The following is a 24,040-nucleotide window of genomic DNA, read 5'->3' as shown; positions in this document are numbered from 1 at the left end:
CTATTTGACGCGGCGTCAGGATACAAGCCTGCAGGCGGGCCCTGCTCGGTACTCGCTTGCGGAGCCTGAATATCAGTAGGTGGTGCGGCGCTCTTCCGATGGCGGGCGGCCGAACTGCAGCCGGTAGCTCTGCGCGAAATAGGAATGCGAAGTGAAGCCGGTGGCGATCGCCACGTCGAGGATCGGCATGTTGGTCTGGCGCAGCAATTCGCGCGCGCGTTCGAGCCTGAGCCGCATGTAATAGCGGCCGGGCGTCACACTGAGGTGCCGCAGGAAAAGGCGCTCAACCTGGCGCACCGACAGGCCCGCCGACTTGGCGAGCTGCACGGCCGAGAGCGGCTCGTCGAGATGGTCGGCCATCAATTCGACGATGCGCCGCAGCTTTTCCGACTTGCCGGTGAGGTCGCGCTCCGGTCCGACGCGCTGGCGGTCGCCGGCTGAGCGGATGCGCTCGTGCTGGAACTGGTTGGCGACGCCATTGGCGAGGTTGGAGCCGAAATCGCCGCGCACGATCTCCAGCATCAGGTCGATCGAGGTGGTGCCGCCGGCGCAGGTGTAGCGCTTGCGGTCGATCTCGAAGACGTTGCCGGTGCAATTGATGTCGGGGAAGCGCTCCATGAAGCCGGCGCGGTTCTCCCAATGGATGGTGCAACGATAGCCGTCGAGCTGTCCGGCCTCGGCCAGCAGATAGGAGCCGACCGAGAGCGCCCCCAGCGCATTGCCGCGCCGGCCCCAGCTGCGCAGCGCCGCCAGCACCTTGCTCTTGCCGGGGAATTCCGTGGTGAGGCCGACCGAGGCGAACAGGATGTCGACCGGCGGCATGTCGGCGACCGAATAGTCGATCTTCAGTGGCAGGCCGTTCGAGGCCATGACCGCGTCGCCATCGGCCGAAATCGTCGTCCAGCCATAGAAGTCGCGGCCAAGCAGGCGGTTCGCCGAGCGGAAGCAGTCGATGGCCGCGGCCAGCGAGAACATCGAGAATTTATCGACCAGCAGAAAGCCGAACTGGCGGCCGCCCTGAGCGGGATCGTTCGTGATCGGCCGATCGAGAGCGTGATGCGACTGGGTCGAGTGGGGCATCCCGCTCTATCCCTTTATTTCAGCCGCATTTGTGCAACGCCAAGTGATCCCACTTGGCTGCAAAATGCTCGGAAGCAGTCAGGTTCGGCAATGCCAGGGCTTTCTCAAATCAGAAGGACGGCCGCTTCAGCCCGGCCGCGAGGTAGGCGGAAGCTACAGTGTTCGCCATCAGCATGGCAATGGTCATCGGCCCGACGCCGCCGGGGACCGGCGTGATGGCGCCGGCGGCCTTGGCCGCCTCGGCATAGGCGACGTCGCCGACCAGGCGGCTCTTGCCTTCGCCCTTCTCGGGCGCCGGAATGCGATTGATCCCGACATCGATGACGGTCGCGCCGGGCTTCACCCAATCGCCCTTGACCATCTCCGGACGGCCGACGGCGGCGACCAGGATATCGGCGGTGCGGGCGAGCGCCGGCAGGTCCCTGGTGCGGCTATGGGCAATGGTCACCGTGCAATTGGCGGCGAGCAGCAGATTGGCCATCGGCTTGCCGACGATGTTGGAGCGACCGACAACGACGGCGTTGAGGCCGGACAGGTCCTTGCCGCGCACCCGTTCGATCAACAGCATGGAGCCCGCCGGCGTGCAGGGCACGAAGGCTGTCTCGAGCTCACCGGTGCCGAGCTTGCCGACATTGATGAAGTGGAAGCCGTCGACATCCTTTTCCGGCGCGATCGTCTGGATCACCTTGCCGGCATCGATATGGCCGGGAAGCGGCAGCTGCACGAGGATGCCGTGGATCGACTTGTCGGCATTGAGGTCGCCGATGATCTGCAGCAATTGCTCCTCGGTGGTGTCAGCCGGCAGCGTATGCTGGAGCGAATGGAAGCCGCATTCCTTGGCCGTGCGCGATTTCGAGGCGACATAGACCTGGCTCGCCGGATCCTCGCCGACAATGACTACCGCCAAACCGGGCTTGGTGGCGCCCTTGGCCGAAAGCTCCGACGTCAGCGCCTTGACCTTCGAAACCACATCCTCGGCGACACGCTTTCCGTCGATCACTTCGGTCATCACGAACTCTCCGTTTTGAGGCCGCATCGATGCATGCCCCATGCCTCAATCCGGCATCTCGATCCGCCGACGCAAAGCGCAATCGGCCGAAATGCCGCGCGGCATTTTCACGAAAATTCGACAAGGCAATCCCGTCAAAGCGTCGTCGGATGCCGTAAACCCGAAACCGGCTGCTTTTATCGAAGGTCAGGCGGTTAAGAAATACGGATGGTTTAGAAATAGCGACGACGCGAGCGGTTTTCGGTCAGCTCGCGCACCGCCTCGCGGAATTCACGCAGGCTGGCGCGGATGTCGTCGATCTCACCCTGATCGACGGACGACTGGCGAGCGTCGTCCGGGACCGGCGGTTGCGGATGATAGGATGCCGGCGAGACCGGATAATGATCCTCGTAGGGATCGGTCCGCGCGTGGTCCGGCCGATACGAATAGGAATATCCCTGCTCGTATGGCGGCTGAAAATTCTCCCGCGCCGGGGCCCGAGGATAGCGTTCTTCCCGGCTGGGCGCGCGCCAGGCGCTCTCGGGCGGGACAGTGTCCAAATCCACCGTATCAGCCGGCCCGCGACGCACGAAATAGCGAACCGCCGAGGCCAGCGAGCCCAAAAGTCCCGGACGGCCGGCGTCATTGGCCGGCTCCGGTGGGGGCGTGAAGGGCGGGGGCGAAGGCGGCGCAGCCGCCGCGACCGGCGGAGGAGCCGGGGCTGAGGCCGGCGGCGGCGCGAACGACGAGGCCGGCACTGGAGCGACAGGCGGAACAGGCGGCGGCGTCACAAGCGGTGGCGGCGCCGGCGGCGGGGCCGCTCGCTTGGAATTGCCCTCCGCCCTGGGATCACGCTCATCGACCCTGCGGCGTGAGCGGGTATCGGCCGTCTCGCGCAGGCTCGCATAGACGCCTCGCAGCCCGCCAAGGCCGATGCCGGCGAACAGGCCGGCGAACAGGCCCGCCAGGGCCATCACGGCACGCGACGGCCCCTTGGCCTGCAGCGGCGCATAAGCCTCCGAAATGACGCTGATATTGGCGGTGTTGATGTCCTTCTGCTCGCCAGTTTCCTTGGCGCGCAGCAGGAACTGCTCGTAGACGGAGCGCTTGGCGGCCGCCTCGCGCTCCAGCTCGCGCAGCGAAACAAGGTTGTTGTTGACGTCGCCGCTCTGCACCTTGGCTTGGGCCAGGCGCGAGGACAGGTCCTGCTCGAGCTGGACGGAGCGCTTCAGGTCGACCTGCAGGGAGGAAGCGATGCGTTGCAGCTCGGCGCTGATGCGCTCGCGCGCGCCGGCGAGCTGGGCGTTGAGCGCCTCGATCTCCGGATGGCGCGGCCCGAGCTTGACCTGGGCGCGGTCGGCTTCCTGCTTCAGCGCGGCATATTGCGAGCGCAGCTCGCTCATCATGTTGGAGTTGATCTCTTCCGGCAACGTGCCGCTGAGGACCGAATTGACGTTCAGCGCGCGCGCCGAGGCGGCGCGGGCGTTGAGCTCGAGCGTGCGGGCGCGGGCGACGGAAAGCTGCTCGTTGAGCTTCAGCATCTGGTCGTCGCTGATCAGATGGCCCTGCGCGTCGACAAGGTCGTGCGTGGCCCTGAAATCCTCGACGGCGCGTTCAGCCGTCTCGACGCCCTTGCGCAATTCGTCGAGCCTGGCGGTGAGCTCGTCATTGGCGCGACCCGCCGTGCTCGACTGGATCTCGCTGGAGATCTGCTTGAAGGCCTTGACCATGGTGTTGGCGATCAGGGCGGATTTCTCGGCGTTCTGCGTGGTGGCGCTGACCGAGACCACGAAGGTCTTGCCGCCGCGCTCGACGTCGAGGCTTTCATACAAATTGCCGACCGCCAGCGCGCGCTTGCGCGCTTCGTCCGCCGCGCCCACATCCTGCCGCGACAGGATCGAGCGGAGCGTCGACATCAAGCCGAAGCCGCCCTTGCCCTGGCCGTTGAACTCAGGATCGTTGATGAGGTTGAGGTCGGTGACGACCTTGTTGAGAACGGTGCCCGAAGTCAGGATGCGCACCTGGTTCTCGACGATGGCGAGCGTCGCATCCGAAGCGACCACATTCTGCGTGAGGTCGCGGTCGGTGAGCTTGAGGTCGCGCGGGTCAACGATGACGTCGGTGGTGGCCTCATATTTCTTCGGCGTCGACAGGGCGATGGCGACGCCGAGCGCGGCGCCCAGGATGGTCGTCGACAGGATCAGCGCCTTGGATCGCGTGATGCCGTGCACGACCTGCATCGGGTCGATCAGCGGTTTCCATTCCTGGGAATCGTGGCCGGCCGGCGACCGGCTCGTGTGACGCGGTTCGGGGGCGGCTTGCGGCTGCTGGCTCCCGGGTGAGGCTTCATAGAACGGCTCGGGCGACGCAGACCGGTTTCTTCCGCGCCAGTCATGTTCGGTTTCGACCGGCTCCGATTCCGGTTGCGCCTGATCGCGGCCGAATTCGTCGGTATCGGCGGGCTGCGGATTCAACTTGCCTTCACGCTCGGAACGCGCGGCGCGATGGCGGGCGGCTGCGTCCTCGCGCCAGGAAGAATTGGCCCGGTCGCCGATCGAAACCGTGTTGTCGTCGCCACGCATGGCCTGGCCGAGCGCCAGCAGGGAACGCTCGCGCCTCCAGTCATCACGGTTATCCCTGTCGACCATTGTCCTGGAACTTGCTCTCTGACGGCTTGGGCGCGGCGGATCCGCCAATCGTTAAGCCACGCTAAACGGGCATAGGAAACAAACGGTTAATTTTGCACCCGCGCCCGCACGGTTTCCGGCCTTGTTCGCGGCATTCCGGCGCCGCCAGGACAGGCGCCAGAACGCCGCGTTAAACTTTCCAGCCTATCTATCGCCCCGACATGACCCAGGCCAGCGACATGCCGCAAAGGCGGAGCTTCGCGCGGATCGGCCACTTCGTGGCCACGCGCCGGAAACTGGTGTTCGACTATTTCTCGGCGATCAGCGGCGCCGGCGGCCGGCTGGTGTTCTCGCTCGCCTATTTCGTGGCTTTGGCAAACACGCTTTCGATCGCCGAGTTCGGCATGTTCGCGACCGCCTCGGCCGCCGGCGTCATGCTGTCGCGCATCCTTGCCTTCGGATTCATCTCGGCGCTCTATCGCACCGCCACGATCCGCCCCAACCTGATCGGCACGTTCACCGCCGGTTTCCTGCTTCTCGGCGTGTTGTCCCTGCCGTTCCTCGCCGCCGCCTCGTATGTCGTCTACCTCGTCTTCTTCGCCGGCACGATGCCGCTGTCGGCCTTCGCCGCTGTCGTCTTCGCCGAGGCGCTTTTATGGCGGCCGGTCGAAGTGGCGCTGATCGTCAATAACGGGCTCGGCAAGTTCGGGCGGGCAGCCGTGCTCGCCATCCTGGCGACGGCGCTCAGGGCCGTCGGCGCGATCCTGTTCACGCTTGCCGCGCAGCACAGCATCGGCGTCTGGTCGCTGTTCTATATCGGCGCCAATGCCGCCTCGCTCATCGTCGCCTTCGTCTTCTTCTATCCGCGCCAGCGGCTGCGGTTGCGCGCCGAGCTCTATTTCCGGCGACTTCTCGATTCCATCTATGTCGCCGGATCCGAAGTGCTGTTCTACCTGCAGATGGAGTTCGACAAGCTCCTGGTGCTGTCGATCGGCGGGCCGCATCTGGCCGGCATCTACGCCATCATCATGCGGCTGGTCGATCTCACCGCAATCCCGATCCGCACCTTCTCCATGATGCTGGTGCGGCGCATGATGCGGGCGCCGGAGCTTCTGTCGCGGCTGGCGGTGAAGAGCGGCATCGAAGGCGGCGTGTTCCTGGTCTCGACGCTCGCGCTCGTGTCGCTCGGCATCGTGCTGCATTTCTTCCCGAACGCGCTCGGCAAGAATGTCGCCGAGGCGGCGCCGCTGGTGGCGCTGGCGGTCTGCGTGCCGGGCCTGCGCAACCTCGTCGAATACCAGGCCGAGCTGCTCTTCGCGCGCGGCCAGACGGCCGTGCGGGCGATCAATCTCGGCCTGCTCGCGGGATTGAAGGCGGTTCTGCTCACCTATGTGCTGACAACGATCCCCGACACCGCCAATCTGGTGCTGTCGCTCAACATCGTCTTCCTGCTGCTTTATCTCGCTTCGATGCTGCTGACCTACTCGGCGATGCGCCGGCCGGCCAAAGCAATTTAAGCCCTACGCGGAAAGCCCGATCAGGCGGCGGATGCGGCCGATATCGGTGCCGATGAAGGACTGCATGCCGATCGCCACCTGTTCCGGCGCCATGGTGTCGACGAAGCGGCGGAACTCGTCATCCGAGAGCGGCTTGCCGTTCCAGTGGACGCGGCAGAACTCTTCCGAACCGTGGAAATGGCCGGCGCCCTGAAGCACGTCGTCGACATAGCGGCCATAGATCATGCATTCGGAGAACTGGCGCGCCGAGCCGACGACGCCAACCCAGCCGCGGCCATGCATCTTCTCGATGCGCCCGCACATCGCGTTGACCGTCTCGCGGCGCCAGGCGATCAGCGTCGAGATGTAGTCGTGGCTCGATTGATTGGCAGGATCGATGCCAAGTGCTGTGCCGGCATTGCGCGACCAGATGCGATGCTCGTCATGACCTTCATTGGCGAGCACGCCGTCGCGCCGGAACAGCCGCACCTTGCCGTCGCGCCAGAAGGCGCCGGTGTCGAACGGCTTCAGAAAGGCAACGTCGGAATCGCAGAAGACCAGCACGTCTTCCTTGGCCTGCCCGGCAATGGCGATGCGGCGCAGCTGCTGCACATGCCATCCGCGCAGCGGCTGCGTCTTCAGGCTCAGCCAGACGCGGCGGCGGAAGCCGCTCAGCGGATCGTCGAACACGCGCAGCCAACTCGGCAGCAGGTCCCGCTCGTCGACGACGCTGCGGCGGCTGCCTTCGAGCTGGCGAAACAGCGCGACGTCGCGATGCTCGGTAAGGATATAGTGATGCGCCATGCCGGTGACGTGGCGATCGATGGTTTCGCACAAGAGCCGGCAGCGCTCGAAATCGGGCGCATAGCTCGCCGTGACGATCGCAGCCAGGGGCATGCGCGGCAGCGGTTCTATAGCGGTGGCGGCATCCGGCACGAAGCGGCTGTTCACCGGCGCGCCTCCAGCGGTCGCGGCCCGAGCGACAGCTTCTGCCTGACGACGCGCCACAGGAACAGCGGATTGCCGACGATATAGCGGCGCCACAGGCGGCCCGGTTCGATCCACAGGCGGAACAGCCATTCGAGCCGCAGCCGGCGCAGCCACAGCGGCGCGCGCGGCACCGAGCCGCTCATGAAATCGAGCAGCGCGCCGACGGCGACCGGCAGCGTGCAGTGGCGGCTGTCGATGTGGCGCTCGATCCACAATTCCTGGCGCGGCACGCCCATGGCGACGAGCAGCACGTCCGGCCGCAGCCTGGCGATGCGCTCGAGGATCGCCGGCTCCTCGGCGGCGGAGAAGAAGCCGTCATGGATGACGACGAATTTGTGCTGCATGGCGAGCGTCGAAAGCTTCGCGGATGCGGCTTCGGCGTTGGCGCGCGTCGTGCCGAGCAGCGCAACCGTCAGCGGGTGCGAGGAGGCCTGCAGGAAGGCCGGAATGAAATCGGTGCCGTTGAGATTGCTGGGGAAAGGCGCGCCGTAAAGCAGCTTTGCCGCCATGTCGACGCCGACGCCGTCAGGGAGGATGAGGAAGTTTTCCAGCGCCTCGGCAAAGACCGCATCGGTGCAGGCAAGGTTGGCATTATGCGCGTTGAGGAAGCTCACCTTGGTGAAGCGACGCTCGTCGATCAGCCTGGTGAGCAAGGCGATGGCCTCGTCCCAGCGTATGGCAAGCACCGGAATGCCCAAGATGGTCTTGAGCGTGTCGAAGCCGAAGGCGGCGCGCGCGGTGTGCATGTTCATGCGGCGACCTCCCACCTGACGTCACCGAGCTTCTCCAGGCCAAGTTCGATCGCGGCGTCGAGCGCCTTGAGCTGGCGGCGATGGAAGGCGCTGCCATCCACGTCGCGGACGCTTGCCGCTGCCGCCTGCAGGGCGGCCGCGAAAGCAATCGGATCGTCGGTCACCACGCAATTGTCGGGACGATAGCCGATGCCGCGCAGCGAGCGGCTGGTGGCGACGGACGGAAGGCCGAGCTCGAAGGTCTCGATGGTCTTCAGCTGCACCCCGCTGCCGGCGGTGCTGATCAAGGGAATGACGGCACCGCCGCGCACGAAGGCCTGCGCGTCAGGAACCCTGCCGACGAAGGAAACGCCAGGATGCGACGAGCTGACACCGGAAGGCATGTTGCCCGCGATCCTGATGCGGAAATCCGGCTTCAGATGCGGAACCACCTTCGTCAGGAACCAGTCGAGCCCGATGCGGTTCGGCTGCCAGGTCCAGGTGCCGATCAGCGCGGCGTCGCAATCGATGTGGCGCGGCGCCTTGCCTGTCGGCGCCTGCGCGCGCGTTACCAGCGGCAGCACCGCCGAGCGTCTGTCGGAGGCGACGCCAAGGGCGGCGCGGTCTTCCTCGGCCAGCGTGAAGACAAAGCGCGCGGCGCCGCAGAGGCGCTCCTCCATGACCTTGAGGAGCCTGGCCTCGCGGCGGAACATCCAGCGCTGAAGCGCGCTGCCGGCCGCCGCCGCATTTTCCTCGGCGGAGCGATGCTCGACATTGTGGGCGACGAAGATAGACGGCCGATCGGCGAGCACCTTCTCAAAGGCACCGACGAACTGCACCGAATTGAGCACATAGCCGTCGAAGGGACCGGCGCGCTCGATGGCAGCGCGGACCTCGGCATCCGGGATGACGCGCAGCTTGATCGAGGAGAAGGTGAGGCCGGAGAGAACCGCCTTGCCCAGCCAGGCAAGCTTTTGCAGCGGCGAAGCGCTTTCGGTGCGAACCTCGACGGCATCGAGCACGATGGTGTTCTCGGGATCGGAGGGGACCTTTCCCGGCCAAATGAAGCCGATCACCGTCACGCGCACCCCGGCGCGCCGCAGCGCGTCGATGATCGCGGCGTTGGCAATCTCGTAGCCCGAGGCGAGAGCGCCATCAGGCACGATCGATGTGGCGAACAGCAGATGCATCTCACCTATCCTTGGCTGCAGCCGGTAGCAAAACGCGGTGAAGCCTTGATTAAATGGCACTGTCAAAGGCTCAAGACCCGCCTTTTCCGACAGCCGGGCGAGAAGGTGATTAACGAAGCGTTATCACCGCGATGCTATCGAGGGTTTAAACCCACGCGGCTCAAAAACGGATGATCCCTTTGCCGTCCGACGCTTCTGTATCGATCGCGGGACGGTCGCCGGGACTTGCCGCCGAGACCGTCGAGGCTGTGGTGACGCTGCCGACCTTCAAGCGGCCGAAGCAGGTGCTGGAAACCCTGGCTTCGCTCAAGGCGCAGCGGACCGACAGGCGCTTTGCCGTCATCGTCATGGAAAACGAGGCCGAAGCGCGCGAGGGCGCCAAGGCCATGCTGCCGCTGTTCGAGAGCGGCGAGATGTCCGGCCTGGTGATCATCGCGCATGAGCGCGGCAATTGCAGCGCCTACAATGCCGGCTGGCAGACGGCGATCCTGCAGTTTCCCAACTTCAAGCACCTTTTGGTCATCGACGATGACGAGATCGCCGAGCCGGACTGGCTGGAGCGCATGTGCAAGGCGGCCGAGACCCTTGGCGCCGACATTGTCGGCGGCCCGCAAGTGCCGGTCTTTGCCGATCCGAGCCACGCCAGATGGGCCGAGCACCCGGTCTTTGCGCCGCCCTATCGGGAAACGGGCCGCGTGCCGGCGCTTTATTCATCCGGCAACCTGCTGCTCGGTCGCAACGTGCTGAAGGCTATGGGACCGCCCTTTCTCGATCTCAGGTTCAATTTCATGGGCGGCGGCGATTCCGACTTCCTCAGCCGTTCGGCGCAAAAAGGCTTCGTGCTCGGCTGGTGCGCCGAGGCAAAAGTCAACGAGACCGTGCCGGCCAGGCGCGTCGAGGCCGACTGGATCCGCGCCCGATCCTTGCGCAACGGCGTGATCTCGACGCTGGTCGAAAAGAAGAAGCGGGCCGGCACGCCGTTTGCCGGCGCCAAAGTTTTCCTGAAAAGCCTGGCGCTGCTTGCGGCCTCGCCTTTGCGCGGCGCCATCCGGCTCGCGCGCACCGGCTCGCTGACGAGCGGCCTCTACCCGGTCCATGTCGCGCTCGGCCGGGTGCTCGCCGAATTCGGATATGCCAATGAGCAGTACCGACAGCCTGAGAAGAATTGAGCGCGCGCCGCTCAGCGCAGCCTTCACCAGGCAAGGTGTGGCGACGGCTATCGCCGCGCTCTTGTTCACCGTCATCATGGTCTCGTTCCGGCCCTTCCAGCCGGCGGGCGCGGAACTGACCGGCGACGGCGGCGACATCGTCAACCAGCTCGGCTTCGGCTCACTCGGCGCGGTCTCCATCTTCGCGCTGCTCGCCTTCGCCGACCCGCGTGTGGTGCGCTCGCTGGTCAGCCCTTCCTGGGCGCTGATGCTGGGCTTCTTCTTCCTGTCGGTGGTGCTCGCCACCGATCCGCCCGCGGCGATGCGCGCCGCCTCCTTCACCATGATCGGCATCATCACCATGGCGACGATCCTGGTGCTGCCGCGCGACGCCGAATCCTTCGCGCGCGTGATCATCTTCACGGCTGTCGTGGTGATCGGCCTTTCCTATATCGGCCTGGTCGTCTTCCCGCATGAGGCGCTGCACACGGCCGACTCGCAGGAGCCGGAGCATGCCGGCCTGTGGCGCGGCGTCTTCACGCACAAGAACATCGCCGGTCCGGTGATGGCCTGTTTCAGCTTCGCCGGGCTTTATCTGTTCCGGCGCGGCCAGCGCTGGTGGGGCGCCGGCATCTTCTGCGCGGCGATGGTGTTCATGCTCCACACCGGCTCCAAGACGACCGCCGGGCTGGTCCCGTTCTCGATCATGATCGTCGTGCTGCCCAGCCTCATCGGCATGCGGTTGGGCACGCCGATCCTGTTCGCGCTGGCGATTATCGCGACCGCCGTCGGCACGCTCGGCATCGTCTTCATTCCGCCGGTGAAGCACCTGGCGGCAATCTATTTCCCCGATCTCACCTATACCGGGCGCACGACGCTTTGGGAGTTCGCTGGCGAGATGCTGGCGAAGAGGCCGTGGACCGGCTACGGCTACGAAAGCTTCTGGGGAACGCCGCTTTTGCTCAACCAGGACCAGCCCTTCGACCGGCCCTGGGACATCCGCACCATCGTGCACGGCCATGACGGCTATCTCGACATCGCGGTGCTGATGGGCATCCCCGCGCTTTGCGTCGCCGCTTACACCTTTCTGATCGCCCCCTTGCGCGACTACATGCGCATCCCGGCGCGCAAGGAAAACATCTTCCTCGGCGATTTCTTCATGATGGTGGTGCTGTTCACGGCGCTGAACGCTTTCCTGGAAAGCTTCTTCTTCCACCGCGGCGATCCCGTCTGGCTGTTCTTCGTGCTGGGCGTGCTTGGCTTGAGACAAGTCTCGCTGCGGCCGATTCCGGTTCGCCTATCTCGCTGATCCTGGACTGTCGATCTTCCGCAACTGGACTTTTCCGCTACGGCGCAAACGTCTAAGGAGAGCTTTCTTGCGGAGGTTTTCATGACGATCAGGCTCGTTCTCGCCGGTTGCGGCAATATGGGTTACGCCATGCTCTCGGGCTGGCTGAAATCCGCGAAGCTCGAGCCGCAGGCGGTGTTCGTGGTCGAACCCAACGCGGAACTGCGCCAGCGCGCCGAGCATCTCGGCTGCCGCGCCGCCGCCGAAGCCGCAGCCATCCCGGTCGACGCCTTGCCCGATCTCGTCGTCATCGCCGTGAAGCCACAGGTGATCCGCGAGGTGACGGCGCGGTACAAGCGCTTCGGCGACGGCAGGACGACCTTCGTCAGCATTGCCGCCGGCACGCCGGTCGCCACCTTCGAGGAAGTCCTGGGCGAGCTTGCGCCGGTGATCCGCTGCATGCCGAACACCCCAGCGGCAATCGGCAAGGGCATGATGGTGGTGTTTTCCAATCCGCTTGTCTCCGACGACGCTCGCCGCTTCGTTGTCGAACTGCTTTCGGCAAGCGGCGTCGTGACGACGATCGACGACGAGGGCCTGATGGACGCCGTGACGGCGGTTTCCGGCTCCGGCCCGGCCTATATCTTCCACTTCATCGAGGCGCTGACAGTCGCGGCCGAGAAGGCCGGCCTCCCCGCCGAAACCGCCAAGCTGCTTGCCATGCAGACCGTGTTCGGCGCCGCCTCGCTCGCCGCCGAAAGCGACGAGGAGCCGGGCGTGCTGCGCCAGCAGGTGACCAGCCCCAACGGCACCACCGCCGCCGCGCTTGCCGTGCTGATGGGCGGCGACCGCCTGACCAAGCTCGTCACCGAAGCGGTCGAGGCGGCGCGGCTCAGGTCGATAGAGCTGGGGAAGTAACCTTCGCTCCGTAGAGCATGTCGTCCTGCAGCCGGCGCAGCGCGTAGAGCCTCGTCGTCCGGTCCGGCGCGGCATTGTCCTCGGTCAGCAACCCGCCCTTCTTGACCGGCTTCAGCACCTTGCCGCCTTCGAGCAGGCCGACCGGAACGGTGCAACTGGCTCGGGCGTCGGCAACGGTCATGGTCCAGGAGCGGTAGCAGGTCTCGCCGATACCATCGAAGGTCTCCCCGGCGGCGAGGTCGCGTTTGGCGACCGCGCAGACTTCCGCCACCGGTCTCGGCAAAGGCACCATGTCGGGCTTGCCATGGAGCATGATGCGGGCGGCGGTGAGCGGCACCTCCAGCGAGGTCAGATGATAGGGCCGGAACAGGCCGTAATAGGGGCCTTTGCCGACATGGAGATCGTCCATGCGCTCGACGACGCGCGGGTGCATCGCCTCGACGATGACGAAGACGCCGGGCGCCACCCCCTTGCCGATCGTGTAGTCGACGACGCCTTTCCTCGACAGGAGGCCGCCATCCTCTTTCGGGATCAGCACCTTGGCCAGTTGATCGCGGTCGGCCTTGGGGCCGTGCATGCCGGAAACATCCGGGACCAGGCCGGTGGCATTGGCGATGGCGCACATCTCGACCATGGTCTTCGAGCCGTCGACGAACTCGACCAGCATGCGCGGGTTCATGTTGCGCCGGGCAGCCTCCTCCCGGTAATCGTCCGGAACGGCGTCGTGGTTGAGGGGATTGTTCTTGCCCTTGCCGGCCGCCACGATGCTCAGCCCGAGTGCCGAGGCGAACTCGATCAGTTCCATACAGCTTGAGGGCTCGTCGCCCGCGCCGACCGAATAGACGACGCCCAGCCGGTCGGCCTGCTGCTTCAGGTAGCAGCCGATGGTCACGTCGGCCTCGACATTCATCATCACCAGATGCTTGCCATGCTCCATGGCCATCAGGTCGAAATCGGCGGCGACGCCAGGCTTGCCGGTGGCGTCGATGACGACGTCGATCAGCGGGTTGGTGACCAGCATCTCGTTCGAGGTGATGGCGATCCTGCCGTCCTCGATCGCCCGGGTGACCCTGGAAGCGGTTTCGGCCTCTACCGCCATCGCCTCGTCGCCATAAGCAATGCGGATCGCCTCGCGGGCTGTGTGCGGGCGCCGCGTGGAAATGGCCGCGATCGAGATGCCCGGCATCAACATGCCCTGCGTCACCAGATCGGTCCCCATCTCGCCGGAGCCGATGACGCCGATGCGGATTGGCCTGCCCTCGGCGGCGCGTCGGGCAAGATCGCGGGCAAGCCCGGTCAGAGCGACATTGGTCATTCGAGAAGATCCACGGCTTTTGCCTCCGGCCCGCAATACAGGGAACGATCCCTGTTTGCCAACCAAACCAGACGGACATGGCGATTTCTTGCGCACGCTTTGCAAGGCCGCAGCAGATTTCCCCCAGTAACCCGCAGCTTTCCGGCCTTCGTAGCAACCAACTAATTTTCGGAAGAACTAATACTGCTGAGTCTATGCGCGGCGGCCCTGCGATTCGCCATTTGTTTCAGACTATTAACCATGGCGGTCTGTCTTGACGCGATTGCGGCTGGTCCGGACCGGAATGCGGTGGCCCGCCACACCCGGCTTCTGTGCCATTTTTGCTACAGTTTTTAACCCTAATGCCCGGAATCGCACTTTTGAGGGGTGTCTAATCCATTATATGCTCACATCCTCGAAAAATCTGATAGATACTCGCCGAAAGCTCCGGTGGCAGGCTTGGGCAAATAAGCGCCAATAAAAAAACAAATGGCGCGGGGATAGTCACGGGGTAGAAATGACCAGGACGGGTAAAGTGACCGTCGGCTGGCGGTTTGCGCTTGCCATTACGGTGTCGATGCTGGCTTGCGGAAGCGCCAGCGCACTCACACTCAAAGAAGCCGTTGCCGTCGCAGTGGAATCCAATCCGGAGATTGGACAGGCGATCGAAAATCGCGAAGCGACCGAATTCGAGCTGCGCCAGGCGAAAGGCCTTTATCTTCCCAGCGTCGATCTGGAAGCGTCGACCGGCGTGCGCCGCCTGGACAATGATACAAGGCGCGCGCTCGATCAGGCTCATGACCCGCTTTATCCGAACGAGGCCGATCTCACGGTTTCGCAGACGCTTTATGACAGCGGCGCGCGGCGCGCGGAACTGAACCGCCAGGCCTCGCGGGTCGACGGAGCCTCCTTCCGGGTTTTGGAACGGTCCGAGTTCATCGGGCTCGCGGTGGTCCAGGACTATCTTGAATACATGCTGCAAGCCTCGATCGTGGCCGAGGCCAAGAAGAACCTTGGCTTCCATCAGTCGATCCTCGGCGACATCAAGCAAGGCATCGCGGGCGGCGCGCTCAACGAGGCCGACCGGCAGCAGGCCGAGGAACGCCTCTTTGCCGCCAAAGCGCGGATGCAGGAGGCAACCGAAGAACTCGAGGCGGCCAAGATCCGCTTCTTCAAGAATGTCGGCAAGCCGCTGACCAACCCATCGCGCCCGGCCGACGTCGCGGCCGCTCTGCCGCGGTCGCTGGACGATGCGATCGGGCTCGCCAGGCAGAACAATCCGCGCGTCCATATGGCCAACAGCGATATCGACGCCGCCGCTTCGCTCGTCGATGCGGCGCGGGCGAAATACGGCCCGACGATCACCGCCGAGGGCGTTGCCCGGGGCGGCTATGATATCGATGGCGACAATGGCGATGCGAGCGACCTGCAGGCCCGGGTGGTGCTGCGCTGGAACCTCTATCGCGGCGGCATCGACAAGGCCAACGAGCAGGAACAGATCCGCCGTACCAGCGAGCAGCGTCTTGCGATGCACCAGGTGCTGCGCGAGATCGAGGAAGCCGTCCGCACGTCGTGGGACCGCCGCTTCCGCCAGGCAGATCTCGCAAAGACGCTGCGGCAACAGGCAGCCACGAATGAAAAGCTCGTCGCTTCCTATCGCGAGCAGTTCAAGGTCGGGCAGCGCTCGCTGCTTGATGTGCTTGATGCCCAGAACACGCGCTTCAATACCGCGACGCTGGCCGACACGTCGTCCTACGCGTCGCTGTTTGCGGAATACAGGCTGCTGGCCGCAACCGGAGAATTGCTGAAGACGCTCAACATCCAGCCGCCAAAGCAGGCCACGGCCTATGCGCAGACTGAGTTCGGCGTGCCGGCAACGGCCGATACCGAGACCTACGCGCGGACGCCGTCGGAACAGAAGAACGACCTGCCGTTCGACATCCTCGCGCCTGTCAGGAAAAAGTAGCCGATGTAAGCATGATCTTTCAGTCCTTCGGGGCGGATCGTGAACCAGCAACCCAATATCCTTTCGCCCAAGGAGGCCTTCAAGGCCTGCTTCTGCGCTGTCGCGGGCTATCTCGGCAGGCCGAGCGCGGAAACCGTGCTGTTCGCCGGCGTGCCGATCTCGGAGACGCGCATCGAGCCGGATGAAATCCGCCATCTGGCCGAACGCATCGGCCTGGAGGTCCAGGATTTCAGCCATCGCGATTTCCTGCGCGGCCGCTTCGATCTTCCGGCGATCATTTTCCGAGCCAGCCAGTTGCCGATCGCTCTGCTGGCGGAGATCGAGGGCGGGCAATATCTGACCGCGCCACAGGAAAACGGCCGCACCACGATCGACAGGACGGAACTCGCCGAAAGCTATATCAGCGGCGGCGCGTCCTTCTCGATCACCTATGCCAACCAGGCCGAAGAGATGACGGTCGGCACCGCCGCGCGGATCGAACGGCGCCACTGGCTGACCGGCACGATGGGAGCGTTCTGGCGCACCTATTCGAAGGTCGTGCTGTCGGCGGTCTTCATCAACCTGCTGGCGATCGCCTCGCCTATCTTCACCATGAACGTCTATGACCGGATCCTGCCGAACAAGGCGATCTCGACGCTTTGGGTGCTGGCGCTCGGCATCGGCGCGGCCATCCTGTTCGACCTGCTTCTCAAGACGGCCAGGGCGTCGCTGATCGATTATGCCGGACGCAAGGCGGACCTGCGGATTTCCTATCTGCTGTTCGAAAAAGTGCTGAATTCCTCGCTTTCGGCGCGGCCGGGGTCGACGGGTGAATATGCGAACCGTGTCACGCAATACGAATTCGTGCGCGAGTTCTTCACCTCCAACACGATCAGCGTCTTCATCGACACGATCTTCGTCTTCGTCTTCCTGGCTGTGATCTACGCGATCGGCGGCTGGCTGGTGATCATACCGGCGCTGGCCTTCGTCATCTCCGTCGTTGTCGGACTGATCACGCAGCGACGGATCGGCAAGCGGGTCGCCGCCTCGATGAACGAGGCCTCGCAGCGCCAGGCGCTGCTGGTCGAATCCATCTCCACGCTGGAGACGATCAAGTCGCTGCGCGCGGAAGCCTATCTGCTGCGCAAATGGGGCGAGCACTCCAAGAACGCGGCCAACACGTCGGAAAAGATCAAGGAGCTTTCGGCGGCGGCAGGCAACGTCACGGGCGCCATCCAGCAACTCGTCACCGTCGCCCTGGTGGTGGCCGGCGCCTATGCTTTCTCGGAAGGCCAGGTCTCGACCGGCGCCATCATCGGCACCGTGATGCTCGCCGGCCGCGCCGTGGCGCCGCTCGGCCAGATCGCCATCACGCTTGCCCGGTTCCGGCAGGCCATGCTGTCGCTCAGGATCATCAACACGATCATGTCGCAGCCGGAGGACCGCCCCGATACGGTCGGCTTCGTCAACCGGCCGATCCGCAGCGGTGCGCTGGTGTTCAGGAATGTCGGCTTCGCCTATCCGGGCACCGAGAACGAGGTTCTGAGCGGGCTCAACATCGCGGTCAGGCCCGGCGAGCGGGTCGGCATCATCGGCCGCATCGGCTCCGGCAAGACCACGATGGGCCGGCTGATCGGCCGGCTTTTCCTGCCGACGTCGGGGGAATTGCTGCTCGACGGCATCGACATCCGCCAGTATCACCCCTCGGAGGTCCGCGCCGCGGTCGGCATCGTGGCGCAGGCCGGCGATCTGTTTTCGGGAACCATCAAGGAGAACCTGTTGATGGCGGCGCCGGAAGCGACCGACGAAGAGATCGTCGATGCGGCGAAAGCCGCCGGCGTCGACGACTTCGTCTCGCGGCATCCGCGCGGCTACGACATGAATGTTGGCGAGCGGGGCACCAATCTGTCGGGCGGTCAAAGACAGTCGGTGGCAATCGCGCGGCTGCTCTTGACCAAACCGAAGATCGTCTTCCTGGACGAGCCATCGGGTTCGATGGACCTCGCCTCGGAACGGCAGTTGATCAAGCAACTCAAGGTGGCGTTCGACCGCAACACGACGCTGATCGTGTCGACCCATCGCTACAGCATGCTGGAGCTTGCCGACCGCCTCATCGTCATCGAACAGGGTCGCGTCGTCGCCGACGGGCCGAAGGAACAAGTCATCCAGGCACTGCAGAAGGGCAGTGCCTGATCGGAACGTAGACATGCTTGCAAGGGAAGATCGGCCGCCTCTTTTCGCCTCGGTGTCCGTCTATATCATCGGGGCGCTGTTCGTGTGCTTCACCGGCTGGGCGTCGTTTGCCGAGGTGGATGAGATCGCGCGCGGTGACGGCAAGGTCATACCCGCTTCCAAGACGCAGATCATCCAGGCCAGCGAGCCCGGCGTGGTGCAGGAGATCGCCGTCCAGATCGGCCAGACCGTCAAGAAGAACGACCTCATCATCCGTCTCGACAATTCGGGCAACACGTCGAGCCTCGGCGAGGAGAAGGCAAAGGCGCGCGCGCTGCAGGCGCGCATCGCCAGGCTGCAGTTCGAGCAGAGCGGCAATGTCGAAGGGTCGTTCCCCTGCCCCGCGGAGATCCAGAAGGCCGCGCCGGAAATCTGCGACAACGAGCAAAAGCTGCTTGTCGCGCGCCGCGACAATTTCGAGGTGAAGCTTTCGGTCCTCAAATCGCGCCTCGACCAGCGTGAAAAGGAGCTGGACGAGGCCAACGCCAATTCCGACCGCCTGTCCAAGAGCCTGGCCGTTACCGACCAGGAAGTGGCCCTGATCGAACCGATGGTCAAGAAGGGCCTGATGGCCAGGACCGAGCAGATCCGCGTCGAGCGCGAGCAGACGGACCTGCATGGCCAGCTCAACCTCGCCGGCGAGACCATCAAGAAGGGCCAGGCGGCGATCACCGAGGCGCAGCTGCAGGTGAACGAGCTCGGCCTGCAATTGCAGCAGGAGGCGTTGAGCGACCTGACGCAGGCGCTCGCCGATCTTTCCGTGGTCGACGAAACCATCCGCGGCGCCACCGACAAGGTGGCGCGCACCGACATACGTTCGCCGGTCGACGGCATCGTCAACACGCTGGACGTCAACACGCTCGGCGCCTTCGTGCAGCCAGGCGCGGTCGTGGCCGGCATCGTGCCGACCTCCGAGACGCTGCTGGTCGAGGCACGGGTTTCGCCGCGCGACGTCGCCTTCATCCAGCCGGGCCAGGAGGCGCTGATCAAGGTCACTGCCTATGATTTCTCGATCTTCGGTGGCATCGAGGGCAAGGTCTCCAACATCACCGCCGACAGCCTCGTCGACCAGAAGACGGGCGAGCCCTACTACCAGGTGCGCGTCGCCACCGAGAAGTCGACGCTGACAAGGAACGGCAAGACCTATTCGATCATCCCTGGGATGATCTGCTCGGTCGACATCAAGACCGGACGCAAGACGATCCTCAACTACCTTTTGAAGCCGATCAACAAGGCGCGTCAGGAGGCGATGAGTGAGCGATAGCGCCATCCACCCAGACGCTCCGCGCGAACGGCTGCTGCCGGCGCTCGCGGCCGAGGATTTCGGCCCGGAATTCCGCGTCGTGGCACGTGGCGGCGTGCGTCGCGGCATCCGGCTGGAGCGCGCTTTCTGGGTGTCGCTGAAGCAGATGGCGGAAAGCCGCAAATGCACGATCGGCATGCTGGTCGAGGAGATCGCCGAACATCACCCCGACCAGGGCAACCTCACATCGGCGATCCGGGTCGCCTGCATGCGGGGCCTCGCCGAGGAAAGCATGGAGCTGCGCAAGCTCGCGTCGATCCGCACGATCAACGCGATCCTGGTCGCCTGTCCCTCGCCCGCCTTCGCGCTGTCGTCATCGAAGAAGATCCTGACGTTCAACGCGCCATTCCAGCAACTGGTCAGGCGTCAGTTGCCGAACGTACCGGGTGACGACGGACGGCAGGACCTCAAGCTGGCGCTCGACCTCAATGTCACCGACATCTTCGCCAGGCTCGACGCCAATGGCGAAACACCGGTCACCAGCGGCTTCGTCATCGGCGCGGGCGAGCGCCGCTATCGCGGCCAACTCAGCGCCGTGCGCGCGCCCGTGACCGAGCCGGAACTCCTCATGGCCTTCGTCTTCAACGGCTAGAGCAGCCAAGCGGAATCGCTTGGCGTCGGACAAATCAGGCTAAAGCAAGAGAGCGGTTCTGCGTTTCGATGAAACGGTCAACCGCTCCGGCCTACTGCCTCAGATTTGAAGCAACGGATGTTTCCGGCACCCCTTCGCCGGGCGCCACCGCCGCAAGGCCGCCGGCGATATCGGCGACCTGCGTGCCGGACTTCGAGCCGTGGATCCAGGCGCGATCGGTGCTGAAGGAATAGAGCGGAACATAGTCGGGCAGCTGGGTATCAGCCAGGACAAGGTTGCTGAGGCTGTCGAGGATGAAGTTGCCGCTTCCCGTGCTCACCGACACAACGGCGTGGAAGAACTTGCGGCGGCGATCCTGGAGCACCACGAGCGACATGCTTTGCGCGGGAATCCCTGCGCGCAGCAGCGCCGCCATCTTCAGTATGGCGTAGTCCTCGCAATCGCCGGCGCGATGTTCAAGGACTTCCGAAGGCGTAGCCCAATGATCCAGCTCGCCATAGACAGCCATATCCGACTTGTAGGTGATCAGCCGATTGATGCTGCTGTTGATGAAAGACAGCTTCTCGCGGAAGCCCTTCTTGCTCGCGATGTCGACGATCTCGCCGAAAGCCGCGTTCTTGCGGTCGCAGGGGCTGCCGGCCGTGCAATCGAGGATCGCCTTGTAGACCGGAGCCCAGTGCGCCGAGACCGGGAAATTATGCATCGACAGCGCAACCGATCCGAACACGCCGGGGACGATCGCCGCGGTTTGGATCGGATCGACTCCCGCCGGAGCGCCCGAAGCGACCCCTGCCGCCTCGAGCGGACTGTAGGCCGAGGCAACAGCGCCGATCCGATATGCGCCTGCCGGCTGCCAGGGCCGCGGACGGTTCAGCGAAACGCCGCCCAGACTGGCTGGCGCGACCACGTTATGCGGGGCCGGATCCGAGCCCGAATTCACGCTGGCGGATGATGGATTTGCCGAAGCGGCGAGACCGATCGCCAGCAAGAGAACCTTGATCCCCGTCATCCCCGAGGCTGCTTTTTGTATTTTCATGACGCCCACCTTCGACTGTGGACGCTACCAATCTTGTCTCAAATTATCGGAAAGGAAGGTGGGTAAATTTCCGCGAATCACTCTATTCTGTTTTCATTCAAATTTTATTCAAATTTATACTTTCATTTACCAACCCTGCGACGCTCGCCGCGGTCAATTCGGCATTCGTCAAGAACATGCATAACTGGATATATCATGGCGATTTACCAAGTGTAAAAAATGCGATTCTCTACATATTCAAATATATGAAATAGATTGAAGGTCTGTTGCAAAGTCTGAGCCCGACATGTCTTTTTCCGGGAAACGCCGGAGGGGCTTGAGCTATGACGACCAATATCGAATTCGATGCCGTTTCAAATTCCTGGGACGAGCACACCAGCGCCGCGGAAAATCACATCTCGACCGGTGTCCAGGTCGCCCAGGCCGCCAACGGCCAGGGTGCGAGTGAACCAGTGCCTGTCGATGTCGGCAGCGGCGCGCCGGCGCAGGGCGCGGCCAATACGCCAGCGACAAACCAGCCGGCGGCTAACGCCAATGCCTCCGCGCCCAATGCTCCCGCTACCCCGGCCCCCAATGCGGCCGCAGGCAACGCGCCGGCCGGAAATGCGCCGGCGACGAATGCCGCGGCTTCGAACGCTCAGCACGAATACGTCGTGGAAGCCGGCAATGTCGTGAAGCTCCCGGCCAATGTCTCGATCGACGACATCAAGGTCGACGGACACAACCTCGTCCTGGTGCAGCCCGACGGATCCGAGATCATCATCAAGGACGGCGCGCTGAACGTGCCGACCTTCATCCTCGGCGACGTCGAGGTGCCGCGCGTCGCCCTGATTGCCGCCCTGGAATCGAGCCACATCAATGTCGCCTTCGGCGCCGATGGCTCGATCTCGGCCGGCGGAAACGGCTCGCCGAGCAGCGCCGGCGGCAATTTCGACCATCCAGCAGGCGATATCGGCAACGGCTTCGGTCTCAGCCCGCTTCTGCCGCCGACGGATCTGGCGTTCGGTCAGCCCGAGCATCGCGAGTTGTTCCCGGGGTTGGCGCCGAACCACGCGCCCGAGATCGATGTGACGCCGACGAATCCAAACCCATTGGACGGCTCCAATATCGTGGACGAGTCCGGCCTGCCGGTCATCGGCTCCAACCCGTCGGATGCCGCCATCCATGCCACCGGCACGATCCACATGACGGATGCCGATGGCGCGGGCGACCTCAAGACGGTGACGGTGAGCCTCGGCGGCTCGACGCAGACGGTGAACATCTCAGCCATCACCGGCGGGAACAGCCAGACGTTCGACTTCACCAGCGGCGGCGCGCACGGCACGCTGACCATCACCGGCTACGACACAACGACGGGCAATGCGACCTATACCTACACGCTGACCAATCCGGTTCACGACGCGACGCCGAACAACGGCGCGGACACCGTCAGCCCCGGCGACACCTTCACCTTGACGGTAACGGACGCCAGCAACGCGAGCGGCACCGCCAACCTCGTCATCGACATCAAGGATGACGTGCCTCATGCGGTCGCGGACACCAGCGGCATTGCGGCCGGGGCGCCCCAGGTCACGGGCAATGTCGAGAGCAACGACACCCCCGGCGCTGACGGCTATGCCGCCGGCGGCGGGGTTGTGGGTGTGGCCAAGGGCGACACCGGCGCAGATCTCAACGACACCGGCACGCTGGGCGGCACCGGGGTGACAGGCGCACACGGCACGCTGGTGCTGGGCGCGAGCGGCGCCTACACCTACACGCTCGATCCCAATGACGCGGCGGTGAAGGACCTGCCGAAGGGTCAGACGCTGACCGACACCTTCACCTACACGATCGCCGATGGCGACGGCGACCTGTCGCACACGACGCTGACGGTGACGATTACAGGCAGCAACCATACCCCGACGATCGACGTGACGCCGACGAATCCAAATCCGGCGGACGGTTTCAATATCGTGGATGAGTCCGGTCTTCCGATCGGTTCCAACCCGTCGGTTCCCGCCACGCAGGCCACCGGCACGATCCACCTGACGGACCCGGACGGCGCGAGCGACCTCAAGACGCTGACGCTGGGCCTCGGCGCCTCGACCCAGACGGTGAACATCTCCGATATCACCGGCGCGGGCAGCAAGACGTTCGACTTCACCAGTGGCGGCGCGCACGGCACGGTGACAATTACCGGCTACGATCCGGCTACGGGCAATGCGACCTACACCTATACGCTGACCAACCCAGTTCACGACGCGACGCCGAACAACGGCGCCGACACCGTCAGTCCCGGCGACACGTTCGCCCTGGCGGTGACGGATGGCAGCGGCACCACGGCCTCTGCCAATCTCGTCATTGACATCAAGGACGACGTGCCGACGGCGAAGGCCGACACCGACGCGGCGCAGTCGGGCGAGACGGTGACGGGCAATGTCGAGACCGGCACGAGCACGCATGGCACCGGCGCGGCCGACACGGCCGGAGCCGACGGCATCGCCTCGATCGCCTGGACCGGTTCGGTCACCAACGCCGGCATCACGACGGTCACCGGCACCTATGGCGTGCTGACGGTGCAGGCCGATGGCAGCTACAGCTACAAGGCCTTCGCCAACACCTCCGGAACGGACGTGTTCACCTACACCATCAAGGATGGCGACGGCGACACCTCGCCCTCGACGCTGACGATCAATGTGACCAACGGCCAGCCGCAGCCGGTGGCCGCGACGGGCCAGGTCGACGAGTCCGGCCTTGCAATCATCGGCAGCCATGCCGGGGATCCGACGCATCCGATCACGGCGACCGGCACCCTGACGCTTGGCGATCCGAACAGCCCGGTCGTGACCGGCGCGAGCGGCACGGGCGGCTCGGGCTCGGCCGACGGTGCGACCCACATCCAGGGCACATACGGCTATCTGACGATCGACAGCGCGGGTCACTACACCTACACACTGACGACGCCGGAGGCCAACGTTCCGGCCGGCAACAACGGCACCAACATCCAGAGCGGCACGGACGCCTTCACCTATACGGTGCAGGACGCCTTCGGCAACACCAACACCTCGACCATCACCATCTCAATCAAGGATGACGTGCCGACGGCGAAGGCCGACACCGACGCGGCGCAGTCGGGCGAGACGGTGACGGGCAATGTCGAGACCGGCACGAGCACGCATGGCACCGGCGCGGCCGACACGGCC

General features: G+C 64.6%; 17 protein-coding genes. 9 read left to right on the top strand and 8 right to left on the bottom strand.

Annotated elements, in window-relative coordinates:
- Positions 1–72 precede the first annotated feature (72 nt).
- From RFM41_RS31410 to RFM41_RS31400, 3 genes are all read right to left on the bottom strand, one after another.
- A complete protein-coding gene (locus tag RFM41_RS31410) occupies positions 73–1,080 on the bottom strand; it encodes a GlxA family transcriptional regulator (protein WP_320253141.1) in 1,008 nt (335 codons plus the stop codon).
- 109 nt (positions 1,081–1,189) lie between these two features.
- A complete protein-coding gene (gene folD, locus RFM41_RS31405) occupies positions 1,190–2,089 on the bottom strand; it encodes a bifunctional methylenetetrahydrofolate dehydrogenase/methenyltetrahydrofolate cyclohydrolase FolD (protein WP_320253140.1) in 900 nt (299 codons plus the stop codon).
- A 212-nt stretch (positions 2,090–2,301) separates the two neighbouring features.
- Entirely contained in the window at positions 2,302–4,716 is a 2,415-nt protein-coding gene (locus RFM41_RS31400) for a GumC family protein (protein WP_320253139.1), read from the bottom strand.
- Between the two features lie 200 nt (positions 4,717–4,916).
- Here RFM41_RS31400 and RFM41_RS31395 point away from each other — a divergent pair, with 200 nt between their 5' ends.
- On the top strand, positions 4,917–6,212 hold the full coding sequence (locus RFM41_RS31395; protein WP_320253138.1) for a lipopolysaccharide biosynthesis protein: 1,296 nt from the start codon (positions 4,917–4,919) through the stop codon (positions 6,210–6,212).
- A 3-nt stretch (positions 6,213–6,215) separates the two neighbouring features.
- Here RFM41_RS31395 and RFM41_RS31390 read toward each other — a convergent pair whose 3' ends face one another.
- The 3 genes from RFM41_RS31390 to RFM41_RS31380 are packed head-to-tail and all read right to left on the bottom strand — an operon-like array spanning position 6,216 to position 9,102.
- Positions 6,216–7,142 carry a DUF6492 family protein gene (locus RFM41_RS31390; protein ID WP_320253137.1) on the bottom strand — a complete coding sequence of 309 codons (927 nt, stop codon included), beginning with the start codon at positions 7,140–7,142 and terminating at the stop codon, positions 6,216–6,218.
- Positions 7,139–7,933: a WecB/TagA/CpsF family glycosyltransferase gene (locus RFM41_RS31385; protein ID WP_320253136.1), complete on the bottom strand. Its 795-nt coding sequence runs from the start codon at positions 7,931–7,933 to the stop codon at positions 7,139–7,141. Before RFM41_RS31385 ends, RFM41_RS31390 begins: the two co-directional genes overlap by 4 nt.
- Positions 7,930–9,102: a glycosyltransferase gene (locus tag RFM41_RS31380; RefSeq protein WP_320253135.1), complete on the bottom strand. Its 1,173-nt coding sequence runs from the start codon at positions 9,100–9,102 to the stop codon at positions 7,930–7,932. The genes RFM41_RS31385 and RFM41_RS31380 overlap by 4 nt, the downstream gene beginning before the upstream one ends.
- A 170-nt stretch (positions 9,103–9,272) precedes the next feature.
- On the opposite strand from RFM41_RS31380, the gene RFM41_RS31375 reads away from it, so the two are divergent.
- From RFM41_RS31375 to proC, 3 genes are all read left to right on the top strand, one after another.
- On the top strand, positions 9,273–10,271 hold the full coding sequence (locus RFM41_RS31375) for a glycosyltransferase family 2 protein (RefSeq protein WP_320253134.1): 999 nt from the start codon (positions 9,273–9,275) through the stop codon (positions 10,269–10,271).
- A complete protein-coding gene (locus RFM41_RS31370; RefSeq protein WP_320253133.1) occupies positions 10,240–11,559 on the top strand; it encodes an O-antigen ligase family protein in 1,320 nt (439 codons plus the stop codon). The genes RFM41_RS31375 and RFM41_RS31370 overlap by 32 nt, the downstream gene beginning before the upstream one ends.
- A gap of 81 nt (positions 11,560–11,640) precedes the next feature.
- The gene (gene proC, locus RFM41_RS31365) at positions 11,641–12,456 is read left to right on the top strand and encodes a pyrroline-5-carboxylate reductase (protein WP_320253132.1); all 816 of its coding nucleotides are present in this window, start codon (positions 11,641–11,643) and stop codon (positions 12,454–12,456) included.
- Here proC and RFM41_RS31360 read toward each other — a convergent pair.
- Complete coding sequence (locus tag RFM41_RS31360; RefSeq protein WP_320253131.1) at positions 12,431–13,771, bottom strand: NAD(P)H-dependent oxidoreductase; 1,341 nt, start codon at positions 13,769–13,771, stop codon at positions 12,431–12,433. The two genes, proC and RFM41_RS31360, sit on opposite strands and share 26 nt — an antisense overlap.
- A 496-nt stretch (positions 13,772–14,267) precedes the next feature.
- Between RFM41_RS31360 and RFM41_RS31355 the strand changes: the two genes are divergently transcribed.
- The 4 genes from RFM41_RS31355 to RFM41_RS31340 are packed head-to-tail and all read left to right on the top strand — an operon-like array spanning position 14,268 to position 19,822.
- Complete coding sequence (locus tag RFM41_RS31355) at positions 14,268–15,716, top strand: TolC family outer membrane protein (protein ID WP_320253130.1); 1,449 nt, start codon at positions 14,268–14,270, stop codon at positions 15,714–15,716.
- A 39-nt stretch (positions 15,717–15,755) separates the two neighbouring features.
- A complete protein-coding gene (locus tag RFM41_RS31350; protein WP_320253129.1) occupies positions 15,756–17,888 on the top strand; it encodes a type I secretion system permease/ATPase in 2,133 nt (710 codons plus the stop codon).
- Positions 17,889–17,901: 13 nt separating this feature from the next.
- Entirely contained in the window at positions 17,902–19,191 is a 1,290-nt protein-coding gene (locus RFM41_RS31345; protein WP_320253128.1) for an HlyD family type I secretion periplasmic adaptor subunit, read from the top strand.
- Positions 19,181–19,822 carry a ribbon-helix-helix domain-containing protein gene (locus RFM41_RS31340; RefSeq protein WP_320253127.1) on the top strand — a complete coding sequence of 214 codons (642 nt, stop codon included), beginning with the start codon at positions 19,181–19,183 and terminating at the stop codon, positions 19,820–19,822. The genes RFM41_RS31345 and RFM41_RS31340 overlap by 11 nt, the downstream gene beginning before the upstream one ends.
- Before the next feature lie 91 nt (positions 19,823–19,913).
- On the opposite strand, the gene RFM41_RS31335 is transcribed toward RFM41_RS31340, so the two are convergent.
- Positions 19,914–20,858, bottom strand: coding sequence for a transglutaminase-like cysteine peptidase (locus RFM41_RS31335; protein ID WP_320253126.1), 945 nt, complete (start codon positions 20,856–20,858; stop codon positions 19,914–19,916).
- A gap of 323 nt (positions 20,859–21,181) precedes the next feature.
- On the opposite strand from RFM41_RS31335, the gene RFM41_RS31330 reads away from it, so the two are divergent.
- Positions 21,182–24,040: beta strand repeat-containing protein (locus RFM41_RS31330; protein WP_320319332.1), on the top strand; the 2,859-nt coding region annotated here is incomplete at its 3' end.

This window comes from Mesorhizobium vachelliae, from assembly GCF_033977325.1.
GTDB lineage: Bacteria > Pseudomonadota > Alphaproteobacteria > Rhizobiales > Rhizobiaceae > Mesorhizobium > Mesorhizobium vachelliae.
Note: the sequence above shows the minus strand (reverse complement) of the source record. Positions and strands in the feature narration are given on the sequence as shown.

Excerpts from the sequence above, each read along its gene's own strand:
- RFM41_RS31385 (WP_320253136.1), bottom strand. The coding sequence starts at position 7,933 with ATGAACATGCACACCGCGCGCGCCGCCTTCGGCTTCGACACGCTCAAG.
- RFM41_RS31380 (WP_320253135.1), bottom strand. The coding sequence starts at position 9,102 with ATGCATCTGCTGTTCGCCACATCGATCGTGCCTGATGGCGCTCTCGCC.
- RFM41_RS31395 (WP_320253138.1), top strand. The coding sequence starts at position 4,917 with ATGACCCAGGCCAGCGACATGCCGCAAAGGCGGAGCTTCGCGCGGATC.
- RFM41_RS31400 (WP_320253139.1), bottom strand. The coding sequence starts at position 4,716 with ATGGTCGACAGGGATAACCGTGATGACTGGAGGCGCGAGCGTTCCCTG.
- folD (WP_320253140.1), bottom strand. The coding sequence starts at position 2,089 with ATGACCGAAGTGATCGACGGAAAGCGTGTCGCCGAGGATGTGGTTTCG.
- RFM41_RS31360 (WP_320253131.1), bottom strand. The coding sequence starts at position 13,771 with ATGACCAATGTCGCTCTGACCGGGCTTGCCCGCGATCTTGCCCGACGC.
- RFM41_RS31345 (WP_320253128.1), top strand. The coding sequence starts at position 17,902 with ATGCTTGCAAGGGAAGATCGGCCGCCTCTTTTCGCCTCGGTGTCCGTC.
- RFM41_RS31410 (WP_320253141.1), bottom strand. The coding sequence starts at position 1,080 with ATGCCCCACTCGACCCAGTCGCATCACGCTCTCGATCGGCCGATCACG.
- RFM41_RS31375 (WP_320253134.1), top strand. The coding sequence starts at position 9,273 with ATGATCCCTTTGCCGTCCGACGCTTCTGTATCGATCGCGGGACGGTCG.
- RFM41_RS31335 (WP_320253126.1), bottom strand. The coding sequence starts at position 20,858 with ATGAAAATACAAAAAGCAGCCTCGGGGATGACGGGGATCAAGGTTCTC.
- proC (WP_320253132.1), top strand. The coding sequence starts at position 11,641 with ATGACGATCAGGCTCGTTCTCGCCGGTTGCGGCAATATGGGTTACGCC.
- RFM41_RS31370 (WP_320253133.1), top strand. The coding sequence starts at position 10,240 with ATGAGCAGTACCGACAGCCTGAGAAGAATTGAGCGCGCGCCGCTCAGC.
- RFM41_RS31355 (WP_320253130.1), top strand. The coding sequence starts at position 14,268 with ATGACCAGGACGGGTAAAGTGACCGTCGGCTGGCGGTTTGCGCTTGCC.